The organism is Klebsiella sp. A-Nf5, assembly GCF_002810545.1.
Taxonomy (GTDB): Bacteria; Pseudomonadota; Gammaproteobacteria; order Enterobacterales; family Enterobacteriaceae; genus Klebsiella; species Klebsiella variicola.
In genome coordinates, this window is record NZ_PIOG01000184.1 from 43,321 (window position 1) to 61,364 (window position 18,044).

An 18,044-nucleotide genomic window follows, 5' to 3' on the forward strand; every position below is an offset into this window, starting at 1 on the left:
AAATAAGGATTTAATATTTGCTGTTATTGCATGATATTTGTTCTGAATATTAAATATTCCGTGAGGCGGGCAAAATGCAGGCTGCAGGGGCGCGCGGGCGCTCCCGGGTTTGACTTTCCGTCGCTGCTCATGCGATCATTTAGCGCATATTAGGTTTAACGTTGATGTCGCTGTGAAAATTTTGGCTTTTATTCTGCTGGCTATCGGCGCTGTGACGCTGAGCTATGGTAACGCCCCGGCAAAACGCATTCAGGGCTGTGAGAACGCGGGAGTGGGGCAGGCCGTCTGCGCTGCCGCCGAATGGGATAGCGAACAGATGAATTTTCTGCCGCACTATAACCATGAGCTTAATAAGGTTATTGCGGCAGGCCAGTCAGCACCTGTCGCTTATAACCCTAATAATATCGCTAATGTCCGCACGTAAAGTCCGTGCGTAAAAAAGCAGCCCCAGTGGGCTGCTTTTTTAGGTTTCGTTGCTGAGTAAAATCATTAAAACCAGCCAAATCTCACGGACAGCAGGCTGATAAGTACGCACGCGGCGCAGACATTAATCAGAATGACGGTTTTGCTGGAGACATCCATAACGCCACCTTAATGAGTAAGTCCCTAAAGGTATAGTACGGCGCCTGCGGTTGCGCTATCGGATTAAGACGAATCAGGCTTTATTCTCAATATTCAGCCCGTTTCAGAATTTGTTATACAGGTATCTCTGAATCACGACGTCATGGCAGATAATCATCCCACCATGGAACGCCCCTCAGGGAAGGAAGAGTAAGAATGACGTTATATCAAAAAATGCTGGTGTTTTACGCCATTATGGGCGTGATATGCGCCGTGATTAGCTGGTTTTTGACCAAAGAGAGCCGGGTGATCCGCCTGCTGGCGGCCCTGTTGATCGGCGCCACCTGGCCGTTCAGCTTTCCGATGGCGCTGCTCGTCTCGCTGTTTTAACCTTCAGATGCCGGACGGCAGAAAAGGGTGGCGGAAAGGGTAAGATTACTGTATAAAAAACCAGTAACCTTATCATGGAGGCATACAGGTGAACGGTTTCTTTTCTTCCGTCGCAGGCGCCACGCTGCGCTGGCTCGATCTTCCGGGAGATGGCCTCCCGGTGGTGTTTATCCACGGCCTCGGCTGTGCGTCATCTTATGATTATCCCCGCGTCGCCAGCGATCCTGCTCTGAACGGACGGCGCAAAATACTCATCGATCTGCCAGGCTTCGGCTACAGCGATAAACCGCACGAATTTAGTTACAACATACATATTCAAGCGCAAGTCGTGGAGCAGCTACTTAACCATCTGCGCCTGCAGCGCTTCGCGCTGTTCGGTCATAGCATGGGAGGAAGCATCGCCATCGAAGCGGCGGGGTTGCTGGGCGAGCGCGTGACCACGCTGCTGGTCTCAGAACCCAATCTGTTCGCCGGCGGTGGTGAGTACAGCAGGCGCATTGCGGCGCAGACAGAGGCGGCCTTTATTGCCGAAGGCTATGCCAGAATGCTGGCTGAGGAGCGCTCGCCATGGGCCGGCTGTTTGCAAAACAGCGCGCCCTGGGCCGTCTGGCGGGCCGCCAGCAGCCTGATGCGTGGCAGCGATACACCCTGGTTTACTCAGCTCTGCCAGCTGTACTGTCAAAAAAGGCTGATCGTCGGCGAGCTCTCGCTACCTTATGCCGATATTGACCTGGCTGAGGCGCAGGGGATCCCGGTCGGGATTGTGCCCCGCGGGGGGCACTCGATGGCGTGGGAGAATCCGCAAGGGCTGGCGCAGATCATCGCCAGCCAGGGTTAAAAGAATACCGGCTCAGAAAGGGAGTTCGCGGGGCTGGGTCTGGAGTGTTATCCAGCGCAGTTCGGTGAATTCCGCGATGCCGGCCCGCCCCCCAAAGCGGCCATAGCCCGAGGCTTTGCAGCCGCCAAACGGCATTTGCGCTTCATCATGCACCGTTGGGCCATTGATATGGCAAATGCCCGTTTGCAGACGTTGCGCCACGTTCCACGCTCTGGCGCTGTCGCGGCTGTAGACCGCAGCGGAAAGACCGTATTCACTGTCGTTGGCCACCGTCAGCGCCTCTTCTTCATTCTTAACCCGAATAATCGCTTTTACCGGGCCGAAGGACTCTTCGTTCCACAGCCGCATCTCGCGGGTCACGCCGTCCAGCAAGGTCGGCGCCATGTGGGTATCGCTGGCTTTACCACCGGTTAGCAGGCGAGCGCCTTTGGCTAACGCATCGTCGATTAAGGCGTTGCAGCGGGTGATGGTGTTCATATCAACCACCGGCCCCGTCAGGCTGGCGGGCAGGGCGGCGGCGCGCCTGGCCAGCAGCGGGATAAACACCTCTGCTACGGCGTTGTCGACAATAATGCGCTCGGTGGACATGCAGATCTGGCCGGCGTTGGCGAATGCGCCAAAAACCGCGCCCGCCGCCGCTTGCTCGATATCAGCATCGTCCAGCACCAGCAGCGGCGCTTTACCGCCGAGCTCCAGCACCGCCGGTTTAAGATATTGCCCGCAGGTGCGGGCGATAATCCGCCCCACCGGCGTGGAGCCGGTAAAGTTAACGCGCCGCACCGCCGGGTGGGCGATGAGCGACTCCACCAGTGCCGGCGCATCTTCAGGCGCACAGGTAAGATAGTTCACCACCCCAGGTGGGAAGCCCGCCGCGTCAAGGGCGTCGATAATCAGTCCCTGAGTGGCCGGCGACAGCTCCGCGCCCTTGAGGATCACTGCGTTGCCGCAGGCCAGCGGCGTTGCCAGCGCCCGGGTAGCCAGAATCAGCGGTGCGTTCCACGGCGCCATGCCCAGCACCACCCCCGCCCCCTGGCGGACGCCCATCGCCAGGTTGCCCGGCACGTTGGAAGGAATAATTTGCCCTTCAATTTGGGTGGTCAGCGCCGCCGCTTCGCGCAGGATATCGGCCGCCAGATGAACGTTAAAGCCGGCCCAGTGCGCGGTCGCGCCGGTCTCCGCCGCCATGGCGGCGATAAATTTAGCCTCCCGCAACAGCATATGTTCCGCCGCGTCGAGCAGTAAACGGCGTCGTTCCGCCGGAGAGGTATCACGCCACAGCGGGAAGGCTTTGGCCGCGGCTTCGACGCAGCGTTTGCCGTCGGCGAGACTGGCGGCCGCAGCCACCGAGGCGACGTCGTCGTGGGCCGGGTGGCGTCGGGTAAAGGTGCGGCGGCCTTCGGCATCGTGCCACTGGCCGTCAATGTACAGATTGCAGGTGATTGTCATGGTGGAAACCTCTTGTTCTGCGGTTCCCCCAGTGTACCGGGCACTACTGACAGTGAGCGTGAGCAGGGCGGTTATCGCACATTTTTTTGCAGGAATTATGTGTGGCTCACAACATCCCGACACTTGCTGGCGTAAAAAACAGCGCTACGCCGATTAAACCAGCGATTTCAGCGTGATTTGCATAAGGTGATAGCCATTGATTATTTGCCGGGGGCGGGCGCCTGTGCTGATATTACGGTTCTTATAATCAATAATCAGGACTTATAACCATGTCTACAGGGAAAACCACGCTGGCGCTGCTGCTGAGCGCACTGCTGCCGGCCGGCACCGCCTGGGCCGCAGGCAATGACACACTGGTCTACTGCTCAGAAGCCTCTCCGGAGTCCTTTAATCCGCAAATCGCCAGCTCCGGCCCGTCGTTCGTCGCCAGCTCGCAGGTGCTGTATAACCGCCTGGTCACCTTTGACCCGGTGAAGAACACGCCGATCCCGTCGCTGGCCACCGAGTGGCACGTCTCTGAGGATGGCAAAACCTGGACCTTTACTCTGCGTCAGGGGGTGAAGTTCAACAGCAACAAATTCTTCAAACCAACCCGCGATTTTAACGCCGACGACGTCCTGTTTTCCGTGCTGCGCCAGATGGATCCTCAGCATCCCTATCACAAGGTGTCGCAGGGGAATTATGAGTACTTCCACGACGTGGGCCTCGATAAGTTGATTAAGTCGGTGAAAAAGGTCGATGACTATCACGTCCAGTTCGTGCTTAACGAGCCGAACGCGGCGTTTCTTGCCGACTGGGGCATGGACTTCGCCTCTATTCTGTCGGCGGAGTATGGCGAGGCGATGCTGAAGAAAGGGACGCCGGAGAATGTTGATAACTGGCCTGTCGGTACCGGGCCGTATGCCCTGCAGCAGTATAAAGTGGATTCCCAAATCCGCTATATCGCCAATCCCCACTACTGGGAAGGCGAGGTACCGACTAAGCACCTGATTTTCTCCATTACGCCGAACGTCGAGACCCGTCTTGCGAAACTGCAGACCAACGAGTGCCAGATTATTCCTGCGCCTTCGCCGGTTCAGTTCCCGGTGATTAAGGGCAATAAAGATCTGGCGCTGCATGCGGTTGAGGCGCTGAACGTCGGCTATCTGGCGTTCAACACGGAGAAAAAACCGTTTGATAATGTGCTGGTGCGCCAGGCATTAAACTATGCCACCGACAAGCAAGCGATCGTCAAGGCGGTATTCCTCGATTCCGGCAGCGTGGCGAAATCACCGATCCCATCCACGATGCTCGGGTATAAGAAAGATCTCCCGGACTATGACTACGATCCGCAGAAAGCCAAAGCGCTGCTCAAGCAGGCGGGTCTGGAGCAAGGGACGGAAGTGACCCTGTGGTCGATGCCGGTCCAGCGCCCCTACAACCCGAACTCGAAGCGGATCGCCGAAATGATCCAAAACGACTGGGCTAAAGTGGGCGTGAAAGCGAAGATTGTCAGCTATGAATGGGGCGAATACCTTGCTGGTATGCGCAAGGGAGAAGATGACAGCGCATTGTTTGGCTGGATGTCGGACAACGGCGACCCGGACAACTTTGCCGGCACGCTGCTCAGCTGTGATAATATCCAGACCGGCTCCAATGTCGCCCGCTGGTGCGATAAGTCCTATGACGCGCTGGTGAAGAAAGCGCTGCTGGTGAGCGATCCGCAGGCGCGCGCCAAACTCTATGAACAGGCGCAAGCGATCTTCTACCAGCAGGCGCCGTGGATCACCCTGGCGACAGGCAAGACCTTCTATGCCACCCGTAGCAACGTCAGCGGCTACCGCGTGAGCATGATGGGGAGTGATTTTTCCAAAGCGAAGCTGAATTAAGCGAAAGGAGAACAGGATGGCACATCTGGATGAGGTTATCGTCAAAGTCGATGACACCCTTGCCGAGGGCGTTATCACTCATATGAATGAGCTGCTGATCGCCCTGAGCGATGATCCACAACTCAGCCGTGAGGAACGCTATACCCAGCAGCAGCGCCTGCGCACTGCCATCGCCCACCATGGGCGACAGCATCAGGAAGAGCTGGACGCACGCCGCGAGCAGCTGACGAAAGGTGGCGCGATCCTCTGAAGATGCGCTCAGAACTGGCGCCTGGCCACCAGCCAGGCGCCCACCACCAGCATCACCGCGCCGCATACCGGCCCAATCAGCGCCCGCACCGGCACGCCGTGGGCGCGTACTAAATCCATGATCAACCCGCCAACCAGCTGGCTGGCGACCAGTACCGCAATGGTGGTGGCCGCGCCCACGCTCTGATAGCCGCTGATGCTGGCGAAGACGAAAAAGGACCCCAGCAGGCCGGGGATCAGCGTCCACCACTTCACGCTCAGGGCCAGCTCCTGAAAGCCGGCGACGCCCTGGCGCAGCAGTAACATCGTCACGAAAATAACGATCCCCACCAGCGAATTGAGCAGCATGGCGATAAGGATCGTTGACGCCGACTGGGTGATACGCACCATCAGGGTATTTTGCACCACCAGACCAACGCCGGCGGCGACCAGACAGGCGAGGGTGAGCGACGCATTCATGCCTTGCCGTCCGGATCCTGACGCTCATCCAGCTGCAGCTGCATAAAGGTGAGATCCAGCCAGCGACCAAATTTGGTTCCTACCTGCGGCATCTGCCCGGTGGTGATAAAGCCCAGCGTTTCATGCAGATGCAGCGAAGCGTGGTTCTGCGATTCGATACCGGCGACCATCACATGTTTATTCAGCCGACGCGCTTCGGCGATCAGCGCAACCAGCAGTTTGCGACCCAGTCCTTTCCCCTGATGATCGGGGTGAACGTACACCGAATGCTCCACGGTGTGGCGGAAACCGTCAAACGCGCGCCAGTCGCCAAACGAGGAATAGCCGGTGATGACGCCGTTTTCCTCGTTCACCAGCACCGGAAAGCCGGCCAGCTGGCGGGCTTCAAACCACGCGATACGGTTGTCGGTATCCACGGTTTTATCATTCCAGATGGCGGCGGTATGCACGACGGCGTGGTTATAGATCTCGGCGATCGCCGCACAGTCGTCTTTAATGGCAGGGCGGATGGACATAGCAAACCTCAGTTTTTGTACACTATAGTAGTACGATATTATTACAATAATGAACATCGCACTGTCATCCGTTTTCCGCATAATTTTTTCTGATGACCCGGTAATAACGCGGCCCGACGGGCAGTTGTGTAATGGGTGGTCGCACACTATAGTATTACGTTATGAATACTATAGAAGACAACCTCAATCAGCGCATCAGTGCACGCATCCGCATCGAGCGCGAGTCCCGCGGCTGGTCGCTGAACGACCTCGCCGAACGGGCCGGCGCCTCACGGGCGATGATCCATAAAATCGAGCGCGGCGAAAGCAGCCCGACGGCCTCGATGCTGGGCCGTCTTTCCGGCGCCTTCGGCATCAGTATGTCAACGCTGATCGCCCGGGCGGAAATGCAGGAGGGTAAGCTGCTACGCTTCGCCAGCCAGCCGGTGTGGCACGACCCGCAAAGCCACTATCTCCGCCGCCATGTCTCGCCGCGCAGCGATCTGCCGATCGATCTGGTGCAGATTGAGCTGCCGCCCGGCAGCGATGTGCCCATGCCGGCCTCTTCCTATGCGCTCGCCCGCCAGCTTATCTGGCTGCAGCAGGGCGAGCTGGTGTTCATCGAAGGGAATACCCGTCATGAGATGCAGAAGGGGGATTGTCTGGAGCTTGGCCCGCCCAACGACTGTCGCTTTATCAATGAATCTGCGGAGACCTGCGTCTATCTGGTGGTTCGCCTTAATCAATCGCCATCCGGCTCTTAATGGTAAAGCACGTTGCGCATAAAGCAGCTAGCCTCAGTACAGTCTGCTAACAAGAGGAGTTTGCTATGACAGATCAACCGCAACGCCAACACCGCTGGGTACTGGCTTCCCGCCCCCATGGTGAACCGACGGCAGAGAATTTCCGCCTGGAAGAGAGCGAGGTGCCGACGCCGGGACCGGGGCAGGTTCTGCTGCGTACCGTTTATTTATCGCTCGACCCCTATATGCGCGGGCGCATGAGCGACGCACCTTCTTATTCGCCACCGGTGGCCATTGGCGCGGTGATGGTGGGAGGGACCGTGAGCCGCGTGGTCACCTCAAATCATGCTGATTTTCAACCCGGCGACTGGGTGCTGGGCTACAGCGGCTGGCAGGATTATGAACTCTCCGATGGCAACGGACTGGTGAAGCTGGGTGACGACCCGCAACACCCGTCCTGGTCGCTGGGAGTTCTGGGGATGCCGGGCTTCACCGCCTACATGGGATTGCTGGACATCGGGCAGCCGAAGGCGGGCGAAACGCTGGTGGTCGCCGCGGCCACCGGGCCGGTTGGCGCCACGGTCGGACAGATCGGCAACATTAAGGGCTGCCGTACCGTCGGGATTGCCGGCGGCGCGGAGAAGTGTCGCTATGCGGTTGAGACGTTAGGTTTTGATGTCTGCCTTGACCATCGCGCCGCGGATTTCGCCGAACAGCTGGCCCAGGCCTGCCCGCAGGGCATTGACGTTTACTACGAAAATGTCGGCGGCAAGGTCTTTGACGCGGTGCTGCCGCTGCTGAATACCGCGGCGCGGGTCCCGGTCTGCGGGCTGGTGAGCGGCTATAACGCCACCGGTTTGCCGGACGGGCCGGATCGTCTGCCGCTGCTGATGGCGACCATCCTCAAGAAGCGCATTCGGATGCAGGGCTTTATTATCGGCCAGGATTACGGGCATCGGATCGCGGAATTCCAGCAGCAGATGGGGCGCTGGGTGCAGGAGGGGAAAATCAAATATCGCGAACAGCTGATCGACGGTCTGGAGCAGGCGCCGCAGGCGCTGATCGGCCTGTTAAAAGGTGAGAACTTCGGTAAGGTGGTGATCCGCGTCGCGGCGGACGACTAGTCCGGCGGATCCGACTTACTCTGCCCCTTTTCCCGCGACGGAAAAGGGGCATGTCAGGCGTGTCAGGCGTGTCAGGCGTGTCAGGCGTGTCAGGCGTGTCAGGCGTAAAAGGCTAACCGCTGGGCGAGCAGATCGACAAAGGCTTCGCGGTCCACATCCAGCATCAGGGTGGTATTGGGCCGATTGCCAGTCAGATGGTAGTAATCGACCACCGTCATCCCCTGGGTATATTTTCCTTCCGTTTCCACGCCGACCCAGCGTTCGATAGTGGTAAATATCTCCGGCTTGAGGAGCCAGGCGATGGTGCAGGGATCGTGCAGCGGCGCGCCGTCGAACCCCCACTTTTCATCCTTGTGGTAGGCCATAAAGAAGTCGAGCAGCTCGGCGACAATGGTCGACACCGGATTGCCAATCTGGCGGAATCGCTCGATATCGGCGGGAAGGATTTGCGCCTTATGGGTGACGTCAAGGCCTGCCATCACCACCGGGATCCCCGACTGAAAGACCATTTCCGCGGCCTGCGGATCGACGAAAATATTAAACTCTGCCGCTGGCTGCCAGTTGCCCAGCCCCATTGCGCCCCCCATGATCACGATGCGGGCGATTTTCGCGTGCAGCTCCGGGTGGCAGGCGAGCAGCAGAGCCACGTTAGTTTGTGGTCCGGTGGCCACCAGAGTTACCGGCTCCTGGCTCTCGCGCAGCACCCTGGCCATCAACTCGACGGCGGTGCAGTTCTGCGGGGCAAAGGTCGGTTCCGGCAGGCTTGGGCCATCCAGTCCGCTCTCGCCGTGCACGTTATCGGCGATGATCAGATCGCGCATCAACGGTTTCCGAGCGCCGCCGGCAACCGGGATATCCGGCCGGTTCAGCAGCGTCAGCATACGCAGCACGTTGCGCAGGGTCTTGTCCGGCGTCTGATTGCCGGCGGAAGCGGTGACGGCTTTCACCTCCAGCTCCGGCGAGGCGAGGGCGAGGACCAGGGCGATCGCGTCATCATGTCCCGGATCGCAATCAATCATCATCGGCAGTGCCATAGCAGCTCCTTGTTGGCGTTGTTCTGTGACCAGACTAACGCTGTGAGGCGAGGCAGACGAGATGGTGTGCAGAATAGTGTGATGGAGGCCACGATTGCTGCGATGGCATCGCGTATCGTCAGGCGATCGTCCGCAGTCATATTGCCTCACCTTGCGATGGCGCAAGCCGGCGCCCGGCGCGGCGCGATATAATGAAAAAATCGCTAATCCTTACGGATATTAATGGTTTGCTTTTCAGCGAGCGGATTCTTATCCTTAAGAAAACTCAAGAGGTTATTACGATGAAAGATGTAGTAGATAAATGCAGCACCAAAGGCTGCGCCATTGATGTCGGTACCATCATTGATAACGAGGACTGCGTCTACCGGGCTGAGAAAATGTTCCCGAGCCGCGAAGAAGCAGAATCCACCGTTGCCGCCGTGCGCGAACGTGCCGCCGCCGCGGCGCCGGCCAGTGAACCGCCGCAGGTCGATTACACCATCGCCGCCGCTGGCGACGAGGTTAAACTCGATCTCTCCATCGCTTTCTCCTGCCAGGCGGAAAAGATCATTTTCGAGTTATCCCTGCGAAATCTGCTTTAACCCGCGTCCGTGAGGAAAACGCCACATCGTTAAGCCTTCCCCGCCAATCACCGCCGGCGGGGAAGGGGCGTGTTATTCGAAGCGCCAGGCGAGGTTCAGGCCGATGCCGTAGTTGCGTCCGGGAGCAGGCTCGTAGTAGCGCCCGTTGGATTCATTAACGATAACGGACCCGACGTACTCCCGGTCGAAAAGGTTGTCGACGCGGCCGAACAGATCCATGTCCATCCTGCCGTAGCTCCATTTATAGCCGGTCGTCAGGCCAACCACCGTCCAGGAAGGCGCTTTAGCCGTGTTTTCGTCATTGGCCATGATGTCGCTCATGTAGCGAATATCGCTGCCGGCGTACCAGCCCTGCTCCGGCTGGTAGCCAAAGGAGGCGTAGCCCATATTGCGCGCGATCCCCGGAATGCGGTTGCCGTTGCAGCTGGCGTCGTCGCAGACGTTGGTGCGATAGGTCGCGTCCAGCCAGGTCCATGCCGCCTTCAGACGCCAGCTCTCGCCAAACTGCTGATCCAGCCCCAGCTCCATCCCCTGACGACGGGTCTTGCCGGCGTTTTTATAGCTGGTGCGCCCGCCGCTGCTGCTGTCGACCACGATCTCATTATCGGTATTGGTCTGGAACAGGGCGGCGGTGAACAGCCCGTTGCCAATCCGCGTCTTACTGCCGATCTCCACCGTGTCGTTGGTGGAGGGCTTCAGGCCGAAATTGAGGCCGCTCTGGTTATCGGAGCGGTATGACAGTTCGTTAATGGTCGGCGTCTCGAAGCCGCGGCCAGCGGAGAGGTAGACGTTCCACGCGTCGGTCAGGGCATACTTCAGCGAGCCTGCGGGCAGCCATTTGTGATAGCTGGCATCGCCGCTGTCATCGCCATTGCCCGGGGTGATGTAGTAGTCATTCGAGTCGAACCATACTGAGCTGTAGCGAACCCCGGCATCGAGCGAGAGTTTTTCCGTTAACTGCCACTGGGTCTGCAGGTAGGGGTCGACGTTCCACATCAGGTTGCGTTCGTTACGGCGCAGCGCGCCCTGTTCGCCATACTGTGGCGCGCCGTTGACCATCACAAAGTTATCATACCCTTTGCGGCGCTCGCTCATGTTCTCGTAATCGAGACCGGCGGTCAGGGTGACGGGCACCAGCCACTCTCCGCGATGGGTCAGGCGGGTATCGATCCCCTGGTAGTGACGGGTGAGATCGATCACCCCGCCGGCATGGCTCGGTTTCAGCTGCGGCGCGCGCGGGATCGACTGGAACTGCGTGGTTTCACGTTCACCGGCGTACATCATGACGCTGAGATCGTCCTGGGCGCTGAGCTGGCGCTCATAGCGCAGGCCGGCCTGGGTCTGCCGGGTATTCTTGCGGGTATTATACTGGTCGCCGCGCGGCGACTGGCGCGGGTTATCGCGCCATTCGTCGGCGGTTAAGCCGCCGGCGTCATTGGCTTTGATATCCACGCTGTTCAGCAGCAGCGTCAGCTTACTGACATCGTTGATGCGCACCCCCAGTCGGGCGTTCGCCAGATTTTTGCGTGCGCCGCTGTGATCGCGATAGCCATGAGTGGTGAAGCGGTTGGTCGAGACCGTGTAATCCACATCGCCTGCATGGCTGCCGTCGCCAACCGCGCCAGTGGCCTTCATCCCGTAGTGCCAGGTACCGAAGCTGCCATAGTAGCTGCTGGCTTCCACGGTGGGCGGCTGGGTGCCGGTCTGGCTGGTGACGTTGATCACCCCGCCGGACGAGTTACCGTACAGGGCAGAGAAGGGGCCGCGCAGCACCTCAATAGTGTCGACGCTGCCAATATCGATATTCGAGGTCTGCCCCTGGCCGTCGGGCATGGTCGCCGGAATGCCATCGACATAGATGCGCAGTCCGCGTACGCCATAGGTTGAGCGGGAGCCAAAGCCACGAATCGACAGTTGCAGATCCTGGGCATAGTTTTGCCGGTTCTGCACCTGCAAGCCCGGTACGGCGCCCAGTGATTCAGAGAGGTTGACGCGCGGGGCGGCCTGGCGCATTTCATCCCCATTGACCACGCTGACGGCGGCGGGGGTATCCAGTTCAGAAACAGTGGTTGGCGCGGCGGTCACCACCATGGTTTGTTCATCAGCGGCCTGGGCGGCGGCGATGAGCGGCAGCAGCAGAGCCGGCAGGGCCGCGTGACGCACGGACAGGATTTTCATCGATAGTACTCGGGAAACGAACCAAATGGAACATATGTAGATATGTTACCCCGTTTGTAAAATATTTGAAAATTATTAACCGTCGTTGGTTAACGGATAGTGCTTCTTGCTGATGAATTTACCGAACAACAACAATTAGCGCTCCACTTTGAGATAAATAATGATTACTATTCGCATTCAAAAATAAAGGTAAAGCCAGGACTTTACCGCCGGAAGCGATGTCGGGTCAGCACATACTGGTTTATCAAAGGGAGTCGTCATGTCACTACGTCATTTTGCCGCGCCGCGTCTGCGCCATTCACTGTTATTCACCTCTCTGCTGCTGGCAGGTAGCTTTAGCGCCCACGCTGCGGATGAGATGCTGCGTAAGGCCGTCGGAAAAGGGGCCTACGAAATGGCCTACAGCCAGCAGGAGAACGCGTTATGGGTCGCCACGTCGCAGAGTCGCTCACTGGACAAGGGCGGTATTGTTTATCGTCTTGACCCCACCACCCTGGACGTGACGCAGATTATTCACAACGATCTGAAGCCGTTCGGCGCCGCTATCAACCATGCCACCGGCACGTTGTGGTTTGGCAATACCGTCGACAGCACCGTCACCGCCATTGACGCCAAAACCGGCGCCGTGAAAGGGCGTCTGGTGCTGGACGAGCGTCAGCGCAGTGAAACCGTACGCCCACTGCAACCGCGCGAGCTGGCGGTCAATGAGCAGACCAACACGGTCTACATTACCGGTCTGGGCAAAGAGAGCGTGATTTGGGTGGTAGATGGCGCGACCCTGAAGCTGAAAACCACTATTACCGGCACCGGGGCAATGGCGACGGGTCTGGCGATCGATCCGCAGGCGAAACGCCTCTATACCACCAATGCCGACGGCGAACTGCTGACCATCGACAGCGAGAGCAATACCATTGTGTCGCGCAAGAAATTGCAGGACGATGGCAAAGCGCACTTCTACTTAAACCTGAGCCTTGATACCGCCGGTCACCGCGCCTTTATTACCGACAGCAAGCAGCCGGAAGTGCTGGTGGTCGATACCCGCGATGGTAAGGTGCTGGAGAAAATCGCCGCGCCGGAATCGCTGGCGGTGCTGTTTAACCCGACGCGTAATGAAGCCTATGTGACGCACCGTAAGGCCGGGGAAGTCAGCGTTATCGACGGTAAGCGCTACAAGATCGTGAAGACCTTTAAAACGCCGACTCACCCCAACAGCCTGGCGCTCTCTGATGACGGCAAAACGCTGTACGTCAGCGTGAAACAGGCTTCCAGCCGTGAGAAAGAGGCCACTGCGCCGGATGATGTGATCCGTATCGCGCTGTAAGCCAGCTGCCCGGGCGCGACGACGATCGGTCAAGGTCGCGCCCCGTATGCCGTCCGGCACCTCACCCTCTGTTACAAACGCGTATTGGCCTGATAAACCAGATGGTTATACACTTAACCCTTTCCCGCTTCGCGCGGGCAGTGGTAATCAGTGGAGATAAAATGAAAAAGCCATTTATGGTGATTTGCGCCGGTGCGATGCTGGCGCTGCTGGCAGGCTGTTCGTCCAACTACGTTATGACCACCAAAAGCGGTCAGACGATCGTCACCCACGGCAAGCCGCAGCTGGATAAAGAAACGGGGATGACCAGCTATATTGATGAGTCTGGTAATAAGCGGGAAATTAACAGCAGCGACGTGTCGCAGCTGGTTGAGGATAACTAAATCCTGACCTCCCGGTTTGCCCGCGATGGACAAACCGGGAGTCCTGCCAGTTACTTCCTGAGCGTCGGCGCCGTACTGTGGATCGCATGCACGCGTTTACGCACGCCAAACCAGCCAGCTACCAGCAGCACCGCCAGCAGTGGAATTGAGCCAATGGTGTAAGTGCCGTTCGGATAATCGAAGGCCATCAGCACCAGCACGCTGAACAGGAACAGCAGCGTCAGCCAGGAGGTGAATGGCGCCCCCGGCATTCTGAAGCTCACCTTCGCCGCTTTTCCTTCCTTGATCGCTTTGCGCAGACGCATCTGACACACCACGATAAAGCCCCAGGAAGCAATGATCCCCAGTGACGCGACGTTCAGCACGATCTCAAACACCTGCGACGGCACCAGATAGTTGAGGAACACCCCCACCACATACACCGCCAGCGTCGCCAGGATCCCGGCGTAAGGGACGTGGTGACGGCTCATCTTCGACATAAACTTCGGCGCGGAGCCCCCCATCGACATCGAGCGCAGGATACGTCCGGTGCTGTAGAGTCCGGAGTTGAGGCTGGAGAGGGCGGCGGTTAACACCACGATGTTCATCACGCTGCCGATATAAGGCACGCCCAGTTTTGAGAAGAAGGTGACGAACGGGCTCTGTCCTGCCTGGTAGGCGGTCCACGGCAGGAGCAGCACCAGCAGCACTACCGAACCGACGTAGAACAGGCCGATACGCCAGATCACGCTGTTAATGGCCTTAGGTACCATCGACTCCGGATCTTTACACTCGCCGGCCGCGGTGCCCACCAGCTCAATAGAGGCGAAGGCAAAGACCACGCCCTGCACCAGCACCAGCGCCGGCAGGAGGCCGTGAGGGAAGAAGCCGCCGTTATCAGTGATCAGGTGTAAGCCGGTGGTATTACCGTCCAGCGGCTTACCGGAGCCGAGGAAAATGGTGCCGACCACAAGGAACGCAACGATAGCCAGCACTTTGACCAGCGCGAACCAGAATTCCATCTCGGCGAACCATTTTACGCCGATCATGTTCATGGTACCGACGATCGCCAGCGCGCCAAGGGCGAAGACCCACTGTGGCACATCGCCAAACGCGCCCCAGTAGTGCATATACAGCGCCACGGCGGTGATATCGACGATCCCGGTCATGGCCCAGTTAACGAAGTACATCCAGCCGGCCACGTAAGCGGCCTTTTCACCGAGGAATTCCCTGGCATAGGAGACGAAGCTGCCGCTCGAGGGTCGGTGGAGAACCAGTTCGCCGAGAGCGCGAAGAATAAAGAAGGAGAAGATGCCGCAGACCAGATAGACCAGTGCGAGCGCTGGCCCTGCCATTTGTAAACGTGCCCCGGCGCCGAGGAACAAACCGGTACCGATAGCGCCGCCGATGGCGATCATCTGTACCTGACGGTTGCCCATCGCTTTGTGATAACCCGCTTCATGCGAGTTGAGCCAGTGGCGTTTTGCAGCATGGTGCTCCGCTGCAGTGTCGTGTTTCGTATTCATTGATGTATCAGTTTCCTGTCAATGCCCATGTTTGCAGCCGGAGTGGATGACGGCTGGCACATTATGCTGGCTTTCTCATCATTCTGACGTAGGAGATAAGCTCAGACATGGCGCTGAATCCTACACGTAACGTAATAGTTACGCACCTAAAACATTTACCGATAGCATTTGACAGATTTATCAATGAGATCAATGTCGCAGAGTTTTCAGCAACAGAGTGAAAGCGCTGGTATGCTGGCGTCGACTGGGGTAGTAGAGATGGTAGCCGGGGAAGGTAGGCGTCCAGTCTGCCAGCACCCGCACCAGCCGGCCACTGGCTACGGCCTCCGCTACACAGTCGTCCGGAACGTAGGCCAGACCCAGGCCCGCCTCCGCCGCGTCGATGCGCTGCGGCAGGCTGTTGAGGATCACTTGCCCCTCCACCCGCACCTGAATCTCCCGGCCGTCGCGGGCAAACTCCCAGGCGTAAAGCCCACCCCGTGTCGGCAGCCGCAGATTGATGCAACGATGCTGCGCAAGATCCCAGGGCGTCTGCGGCGTACCGGCCAGCTGCAGATAGGCTGGCGAACCCACCACCGCCATCCGCATATCCGGAGCAATGCGCACGGCAATCATCTCTTTCGCCACCTGTTCGCCGAGTCGCACCCCGGCGTCAAACCGGCCATCCACGATATCCGTGAGGCCATTATCAACAGTGATTTCGATGTTAATATCCGGATATTGCAGCATAAATGGCTTTAGCGCCGGCCAGAGTACGGTGCTGGTGGCATGCTCCCCGGCGGTGATGCGCAGGTTGCCCGCCGGGCGTTCGCGCGTATCGCGCAGCGCGGTCAGCGCCCGCTCCATCTCCTCCAGATGCGGACCGAGGCGCTGAATCAGTCGCTCGCCGGCCTCGGTCGGTACCACGCTGCGGGTGGTGCGGGTCAGCAGCCGCACATCGAGACGCGCTTCGAGATGGCGCATGGCATGGCTGAGCGCCGACTGCGACACCCCAAGCTGGGCCGCCGCGCGGGTAAAGCTGCGCTCACGCGCCACCACCATAAAGGAGAGCAGATCGTTTACGTTCTCTTTTAGCATAATCTTTCCGGATTGATGAATACTGCTCACAGGTACGCAGAGTGTATGCCCGATGAAGGGGAGGCGCCAGCCTGTTGGCCGGACGCAGTGGAGCAGAATGACCACGACGGTTAACAACGCAGGGTTTAATTCATCAAGACGGTGAATGTAATGTAAGATGTCCAAAAAACCGCAGCGCCAGGCGAACTCACACAATGACACCCTTACACTTTCATAAATATCACGGGCTGGGTAATGATTACCTGGTGTGCCATCGCGATGTTGCCGATCAGTTGAGCAACGAGCATATTCAAATTCTGTGTCATCGCCACTATGGCGTGGGATCGGATGGCCTGCTGATCGATAGCGGCGACCAAATTAATCCCACACTGCGTATTATCAATCCGGACGGCTCCGAGGCGGAGAAAAGCGGTAACGGGCTACGGATCTATGCGCGTTATCTTTTTGATATCGGTCGTGTCGGCCATGAGCCCTTTCTGGTACATACGGCGGGCGGTGACGTTTATTGCACTGTGCATGGCGATGTTCATCAGATTAGCGTCGACATGGGGCGGGCGAATTTCAATCCGGCGGCGCTGCCCGCCTTAGTGAATTTGCCTGAGGCGGTGAATTATCCCTTGCCGCTGGCGGATGAAACCCTGTCCGTCGTGCTGGTCTCGATGGGCAATCCCCACTGCGTTGTCCTCGTCGATAAGCTCGACCTGGCGCAGGTTCATCGTTTAGGGCCGCAAATCGAAAACCATTCCTTGTTCCCCAAACGCACCAATGTCCAGTTTGTGGAAGTTATCGATCGCCATACGCTGAAGATTGGTATCTGGGAGCGGGGCGCCGGGTTTACGATGGCCTCCGGGAGCAGCAGCTGTGCGGCTGCCAGCGCGATGCGCCGGTTAGGGAAGGTGGACGATCGGGTGGATGTCAACATGCCTGGTGGTCAGCTGCACATCACCTTCGACGCGGATTTTCAGGTTCGTATGCGTGGCCCGGTGCATAAAATCGCCAGCCTGACGCTGGATAGAGACTGCTTTGTTGGCGGCAGCGCCATCTTCACTGGCGCTGCATAACAGGTGGCGCGGTCAGCCTGAAATTAACTCTCCTGAGGATCAGCCGACGGCCCGTTTGCCGAACAAACGATGGTGGCATGATCCCACCAGGCATTGTGCTTAACGTCGGTGGCAAGGACGGTAAATTGCGCCTGCTGTATCTCATTCAGTAAAGCCGGGAGGGGTTTAAGCGTACGCCAGGGCTGCCCCTCTTTCAGGAGATGATGCTTGACAGGATCGTAAGTGGCGAGGTCTTCAGCATAACGAGGAAGCCCGCACATCGAGCCGATCACCAGCCGGCCTGCGGGTTTCAGCAATCTTCTCGCCTCGGCGAAAAAACGGCGACGCTGATCTTCCAGCAGACAATGTAGACAGCTGCCATCAATGATTAAGGCAAACTGGGCATCCTCACATTGAGAAAGATGACAGACGTTGCCGACGAAAAATGTGGCGTCCAGACCCGCTTGCTGAAAACGGTCTTCCGCCCAGCGGATCGCCGTTTCGGACACATCAACACCCCACACGGCATAGCCTCTTTCCGCCAGATACTGGGCGGCCATGGCACCATTGCCACATCCCAGTTCAAGTACCGGCGCGCCGGGAGCCGGTAAATAGCCATGGGAATCCAGCCAATGAAATGTTTTTTCCTGTTGTATCTTTGCCCTGGCAAAACCATCACCCGCCCAGGCGCTTGCTCCGTTGGCTAACAGCTGTCTGTAGCGTGCTTCATAGGGGTTCATCCTGAAAACACCT

At 58.3% G+C, this 18,044-nt stretch carries 21 protein-coding genes; 12 read left to right on the forward strand and 9 right to left on the reverse strand.

The annotated features are described in order from the left end of the window. The first annotated feature begins 172 nt into the window (after nucleotides 1-172). Nucleotides 173-424, forward strand: a complete 252-nt coding sequence (locus CWM53_RS19810) for a hypothetical protein (RefSeq protein WP_100729608.1) — start codon at nucleotides 173-175, stop codon at nucleotides 422-424. A gap of 65 nt (nucleotides 425-489) precedes the next feature. Here the strand turns inward: CWM53_RS19810 and yncL are convergent, their stop codons facing one another. Continuing rightward, nucleotides 490-582, reverse strand: a complete 93-nt coding sequence (gene yncL / locus CWM53_RS19815) for a stress response membrane protein YncL (RefSeq protein WP_012968073.1) — start codon at nucleotides 580-582, stop codon at nucleotides 490-492. A 195-nt stretch (nucleotides 583-777) separates the two neighbouring features. Here yncL and CWM53_RS19820 point away from each other — a divergent pair, with 195 nt between their 5' ends. Continuing rightward, nucleotides 778-951, forward strand: a complete 174-nt coding sequence (locus tag CWM53_RS19820; RefSeq protein ID WP_008804686.1) for a GhoT/OrtT family toxin — start codon at nucleotides 778-780, stop codon at nucleotides 949-951. Between the two features lie 88 nt (nucleotides 952-1,039). Beyond that, nucleotides 1,040-1,789, forward strand: a complete 750-nt coding sequence (locus CWM53_RS19825) for an alpha/beta fold hydrolase (RefSeq protein WP_100729609.1) — start codon at nucleotides 1,040-1,042, stop codon at nucleotides 1,787-1,789. Between the two features lie 12 nt (nucleotides 1,790-1,801). Here the strand turns inward: CWM53_RS19825 and CWM53_RS19830 are convergent, their stop codons facing one another. Beyond that, nucleotides 1,802-3,235, reverse strand: a complete 1,434-nt coding sequence (locus CWM53_RS19830; RefSeq protein WP_023297722.1) for an aldehyde dehydrogenase — start codon at nucleotides 3,233-3,235, stop codon at nucleotides 1,802-1,804. A 269-nt stretch (nucleotides 3,236-3,504) separates the two neighbouring features. Here CWM53_RS19830 and CWM53_RS19835 point away from each other — a divergent pair, with 269 nt between their 5' ends. Then, the gene (locus CWM53_RS19835; RefSeq protein ID WP_100729610.1) at nucleotides 3,505-5,103 is read left to right on the forward strand and encodes an ABC transporter substrate-binding protein; all 1,599 of its coding nucleotides are present in this window, start codon (nucleotides 3,505-3,507) and stop codon (nucleotides 5,101-5,103) included. Between the two features lie 16 nt (nucleotides 5,104-5,119). Next, nucleotides 5,120-5,353 (forward strand): YdcY family protein, encoded by a 234-nt coding sequence (locus CWM53_RS19840; RefSeq protein WP_061154428.1) that lies wholly within the window; start codon nucleotides 5,120-5,122, stop codon nucleotides 5,351-5,353. Nucleotides 5,354-5,361: 8 nt separating this feature from the next. Here the strand turns inward: CWM53_RS19840 and CWM53_RS19845 are convergent, their stop codons facing one another. Continuing rightward, the gene (locus CWM53_RS19845; protein ID WP_032730509.1) at nucleotides 5,362-5,811 is read right to left on the reverse strand and encodes a DMT family transporter; all 450 of its coding nucleotides are present in this window, start codon (nucleotides 5,809-5,811) and stop codon (nucleotides 5,362-5,364) included. Next, complete coding sequence (locus CWM53_RS19850) at nucleotides 5,808-6,326, reverse strand: GNAT family N-acetyltransferase (protein ID WP_012541564.1); 519 nt, start codon at nucleotides 6,324-6,326, stop codon at nucleotides 5,808-5,810. Before CWM53_RS19850 ends, CWM53_RS19845 begins: the two co-directional genes overlap by 4 nt. 161 nt (nucleotides 6,327-6,487) lie before the next feature. On the opposite strand from CWM53_RS19850, the gene CWM53_RS19855 reads away from it, so the two are divergent. Next, complete coding sequence (locus CWM53_RS19855) at nucleotides 6,488-7,069, forward strand: helix-turn-helix domain-containing protein (protein WP_074385702.1); 582 nt, start codon at nucleotides 6,488-6,490, stop codon at nucleotides 7,067-7,069. Nucleotides 7,070-7,134: 65 nt separating this feature from the next. Then, nucleotides 7,135-8,172 carry an NADP-dependent oxidoreductase gene (locus CWM53_RS19860; RefSeq protein ID WP_100630568.1) on the forward strand — a complete coding sequence of 346 codons (1,038 nt, stop codon included), beginning with the start codon at nucleotides 7,135-7,137 and terminating at the stop codon, nucleotides 8,170-8,172. Between the two features lie 98 nt (nucleotides 8,173-8,270). On the opposite strand, the gene rihA is transcribed toward CWM53_RS19860, so the two are convergent. Continuing rightward, nucleotides 8,271-9,206, reverse strand: coding sequence for a pyrimidine-specific ribonucleoside hydrolase RihA (rihA, locus tag CWM53_RS19865; protein ID WP_100729611.1), 936 nt, complete (start codon nucleotides 9,204-9,206; stop codon nucleotides 8,271-8,273). Between rihA and CWM53_RS19870 the strand changes: the two genes are divergently transcribed. Then, a complete protein-coding gene (locus CWM53_RS19870; protein WP_046620343.1) occupies nucleotides 9,168-9,398 on the forward strand; it encodes a hypothetical protein in 231 nt (76 codons plus the stop codon). The genes rihA and CWM53_RS19870 overlap by 39 nt on opposite strands. An 89-nt stretch (nucleotides 9,399-9,487) precedes the next feature. Beyond that, the gene (locus CWM53_RS19875) at nucleotides 9,488-9,787 is read left to right on the forward strand and encodes a DUF406 domain-containing protein (RefSeq protein WP_023322718.1); all 300 of its coding nucleotides are present in this window, start codon (nucleotides 9,488-9,490) and stop codon (nucleotides 9,785-9,787) included. A gap of 72 nt (nucleotides 9,788-9,859) precedes the next feature. On the opposite strand, the gene pqqU is transcribed toward CWM53_RS19875, so the two are convergent. Beyond that, nucleotides 9,860-11,965: a TonB-dependent receptor PqqU gene (gene pqqU, locus CWM53_RS19880; RefSeq protein WP_165785100.1), complete on the reverse strand. Its 2,106-nt coding sequence runs from the start codon at nucleotides 11,963-11,965 to the stop codon at nucleotides 9,860-9,862. 259 nt (nucleotides 11,966-12,224) lie between these two features. Between pqqU and CWM53_RS19885 the strand changes: the two genes are divergently transcribed. Continuing rightward, nucleotides 12,225-13,286, forward strand: a complete 1,062-nt coding sequence (locus tag CWM53_RS19885; RefSeq protein ID WP_008804698.1) for a YncE family protein — start codon at nucleotides 12,225-12,227, stop codon at nucleotides 13,284-13,286. Nucleotides 13,287-13,447: 161 nt separating this feature from the next. Next, the gene (locus tag CWM53_RS19890; RefSeq protein WP_002906779.1) at nucleotides 13,448-13,669 is read left to right on the forward strand and encodes a YgdI/YgdR family lipoprotein; all 222 of its coding nucleotides are present in this window, start codon (nucleotides 13,448-13,450) and stop codon (nucleotides 13,667-13,669) included. Between the two features lie 50 nt (nucleotides 13,670-13,719). Here the strand turns inward: CWM53_RS19890 and ansP are convergent, their stop codons facing one another. Together ansP and CWM53_RS19900 are read right to left on the reverse strand one after the other, a co-directional pair. After that, nucleotides 13,720-15,174 carry an L-asparagine permease gene (gene ansP, locus CWM53_RS19895; RefSeq protein WP_100696468.1) on the reverse strand — a complete coding sequence of 485 codons (1,455 nt, stop codon included), beginning with the start codon at nucleotides 15,172-15,174 and terminating at the stop codon, nucleotides 13,720-13,722. 189 nt (nucleotides 15,175-15,363) lie between these two features. Then, complete coding sequence (locus CWM53_RS19900) at nucleotides 15,364-16,251, reverse strand: LysR family transcriptional regulator (RefSeq protein WP_100729612.1); 888 nt, start codon at nucleotides 16,249-16,251, stop codon at nucleotides 15,364-15,366. A 194-nt stretch (nucleotides 16,252-16,445) separates the two neighbouring features. Here CWM53_RS19900 and dapF point away from each other — a divergent pair, with 194 nt between their 5' ends. Continuing rightward, nucleotides 16,446-17,312 (forward strand): diaminopimelate epimerase, encoded by an 867-nt coding sequence (gene dapF / locus CWM53_RS19905; protein ID WP_074385707.1) that lies wholly within the window; start codon nucleotides 16,446-16,448, stop codon nucleotides 17,310-17,312. Nucleotides 17,313-17,335: 23 nt separating this feature from the next. On the opposite strand, the gene CWM53_RS19910 is transcribed toward dapF, so the two are convergent. Further along, nucleotides 17,336-18,031, reverse strand: coding sequence for a class I SAM-dependent methyltransferase (locus CWM53_RS19910; protein ID WP_074385708.1), 696 nt, complete (start codon nucleotides 18,029-18,031; stop codon nucleotides 17,336-17,338). Nucleotides 18,032-18,044 lie beyond the last annotated feature (13 nt).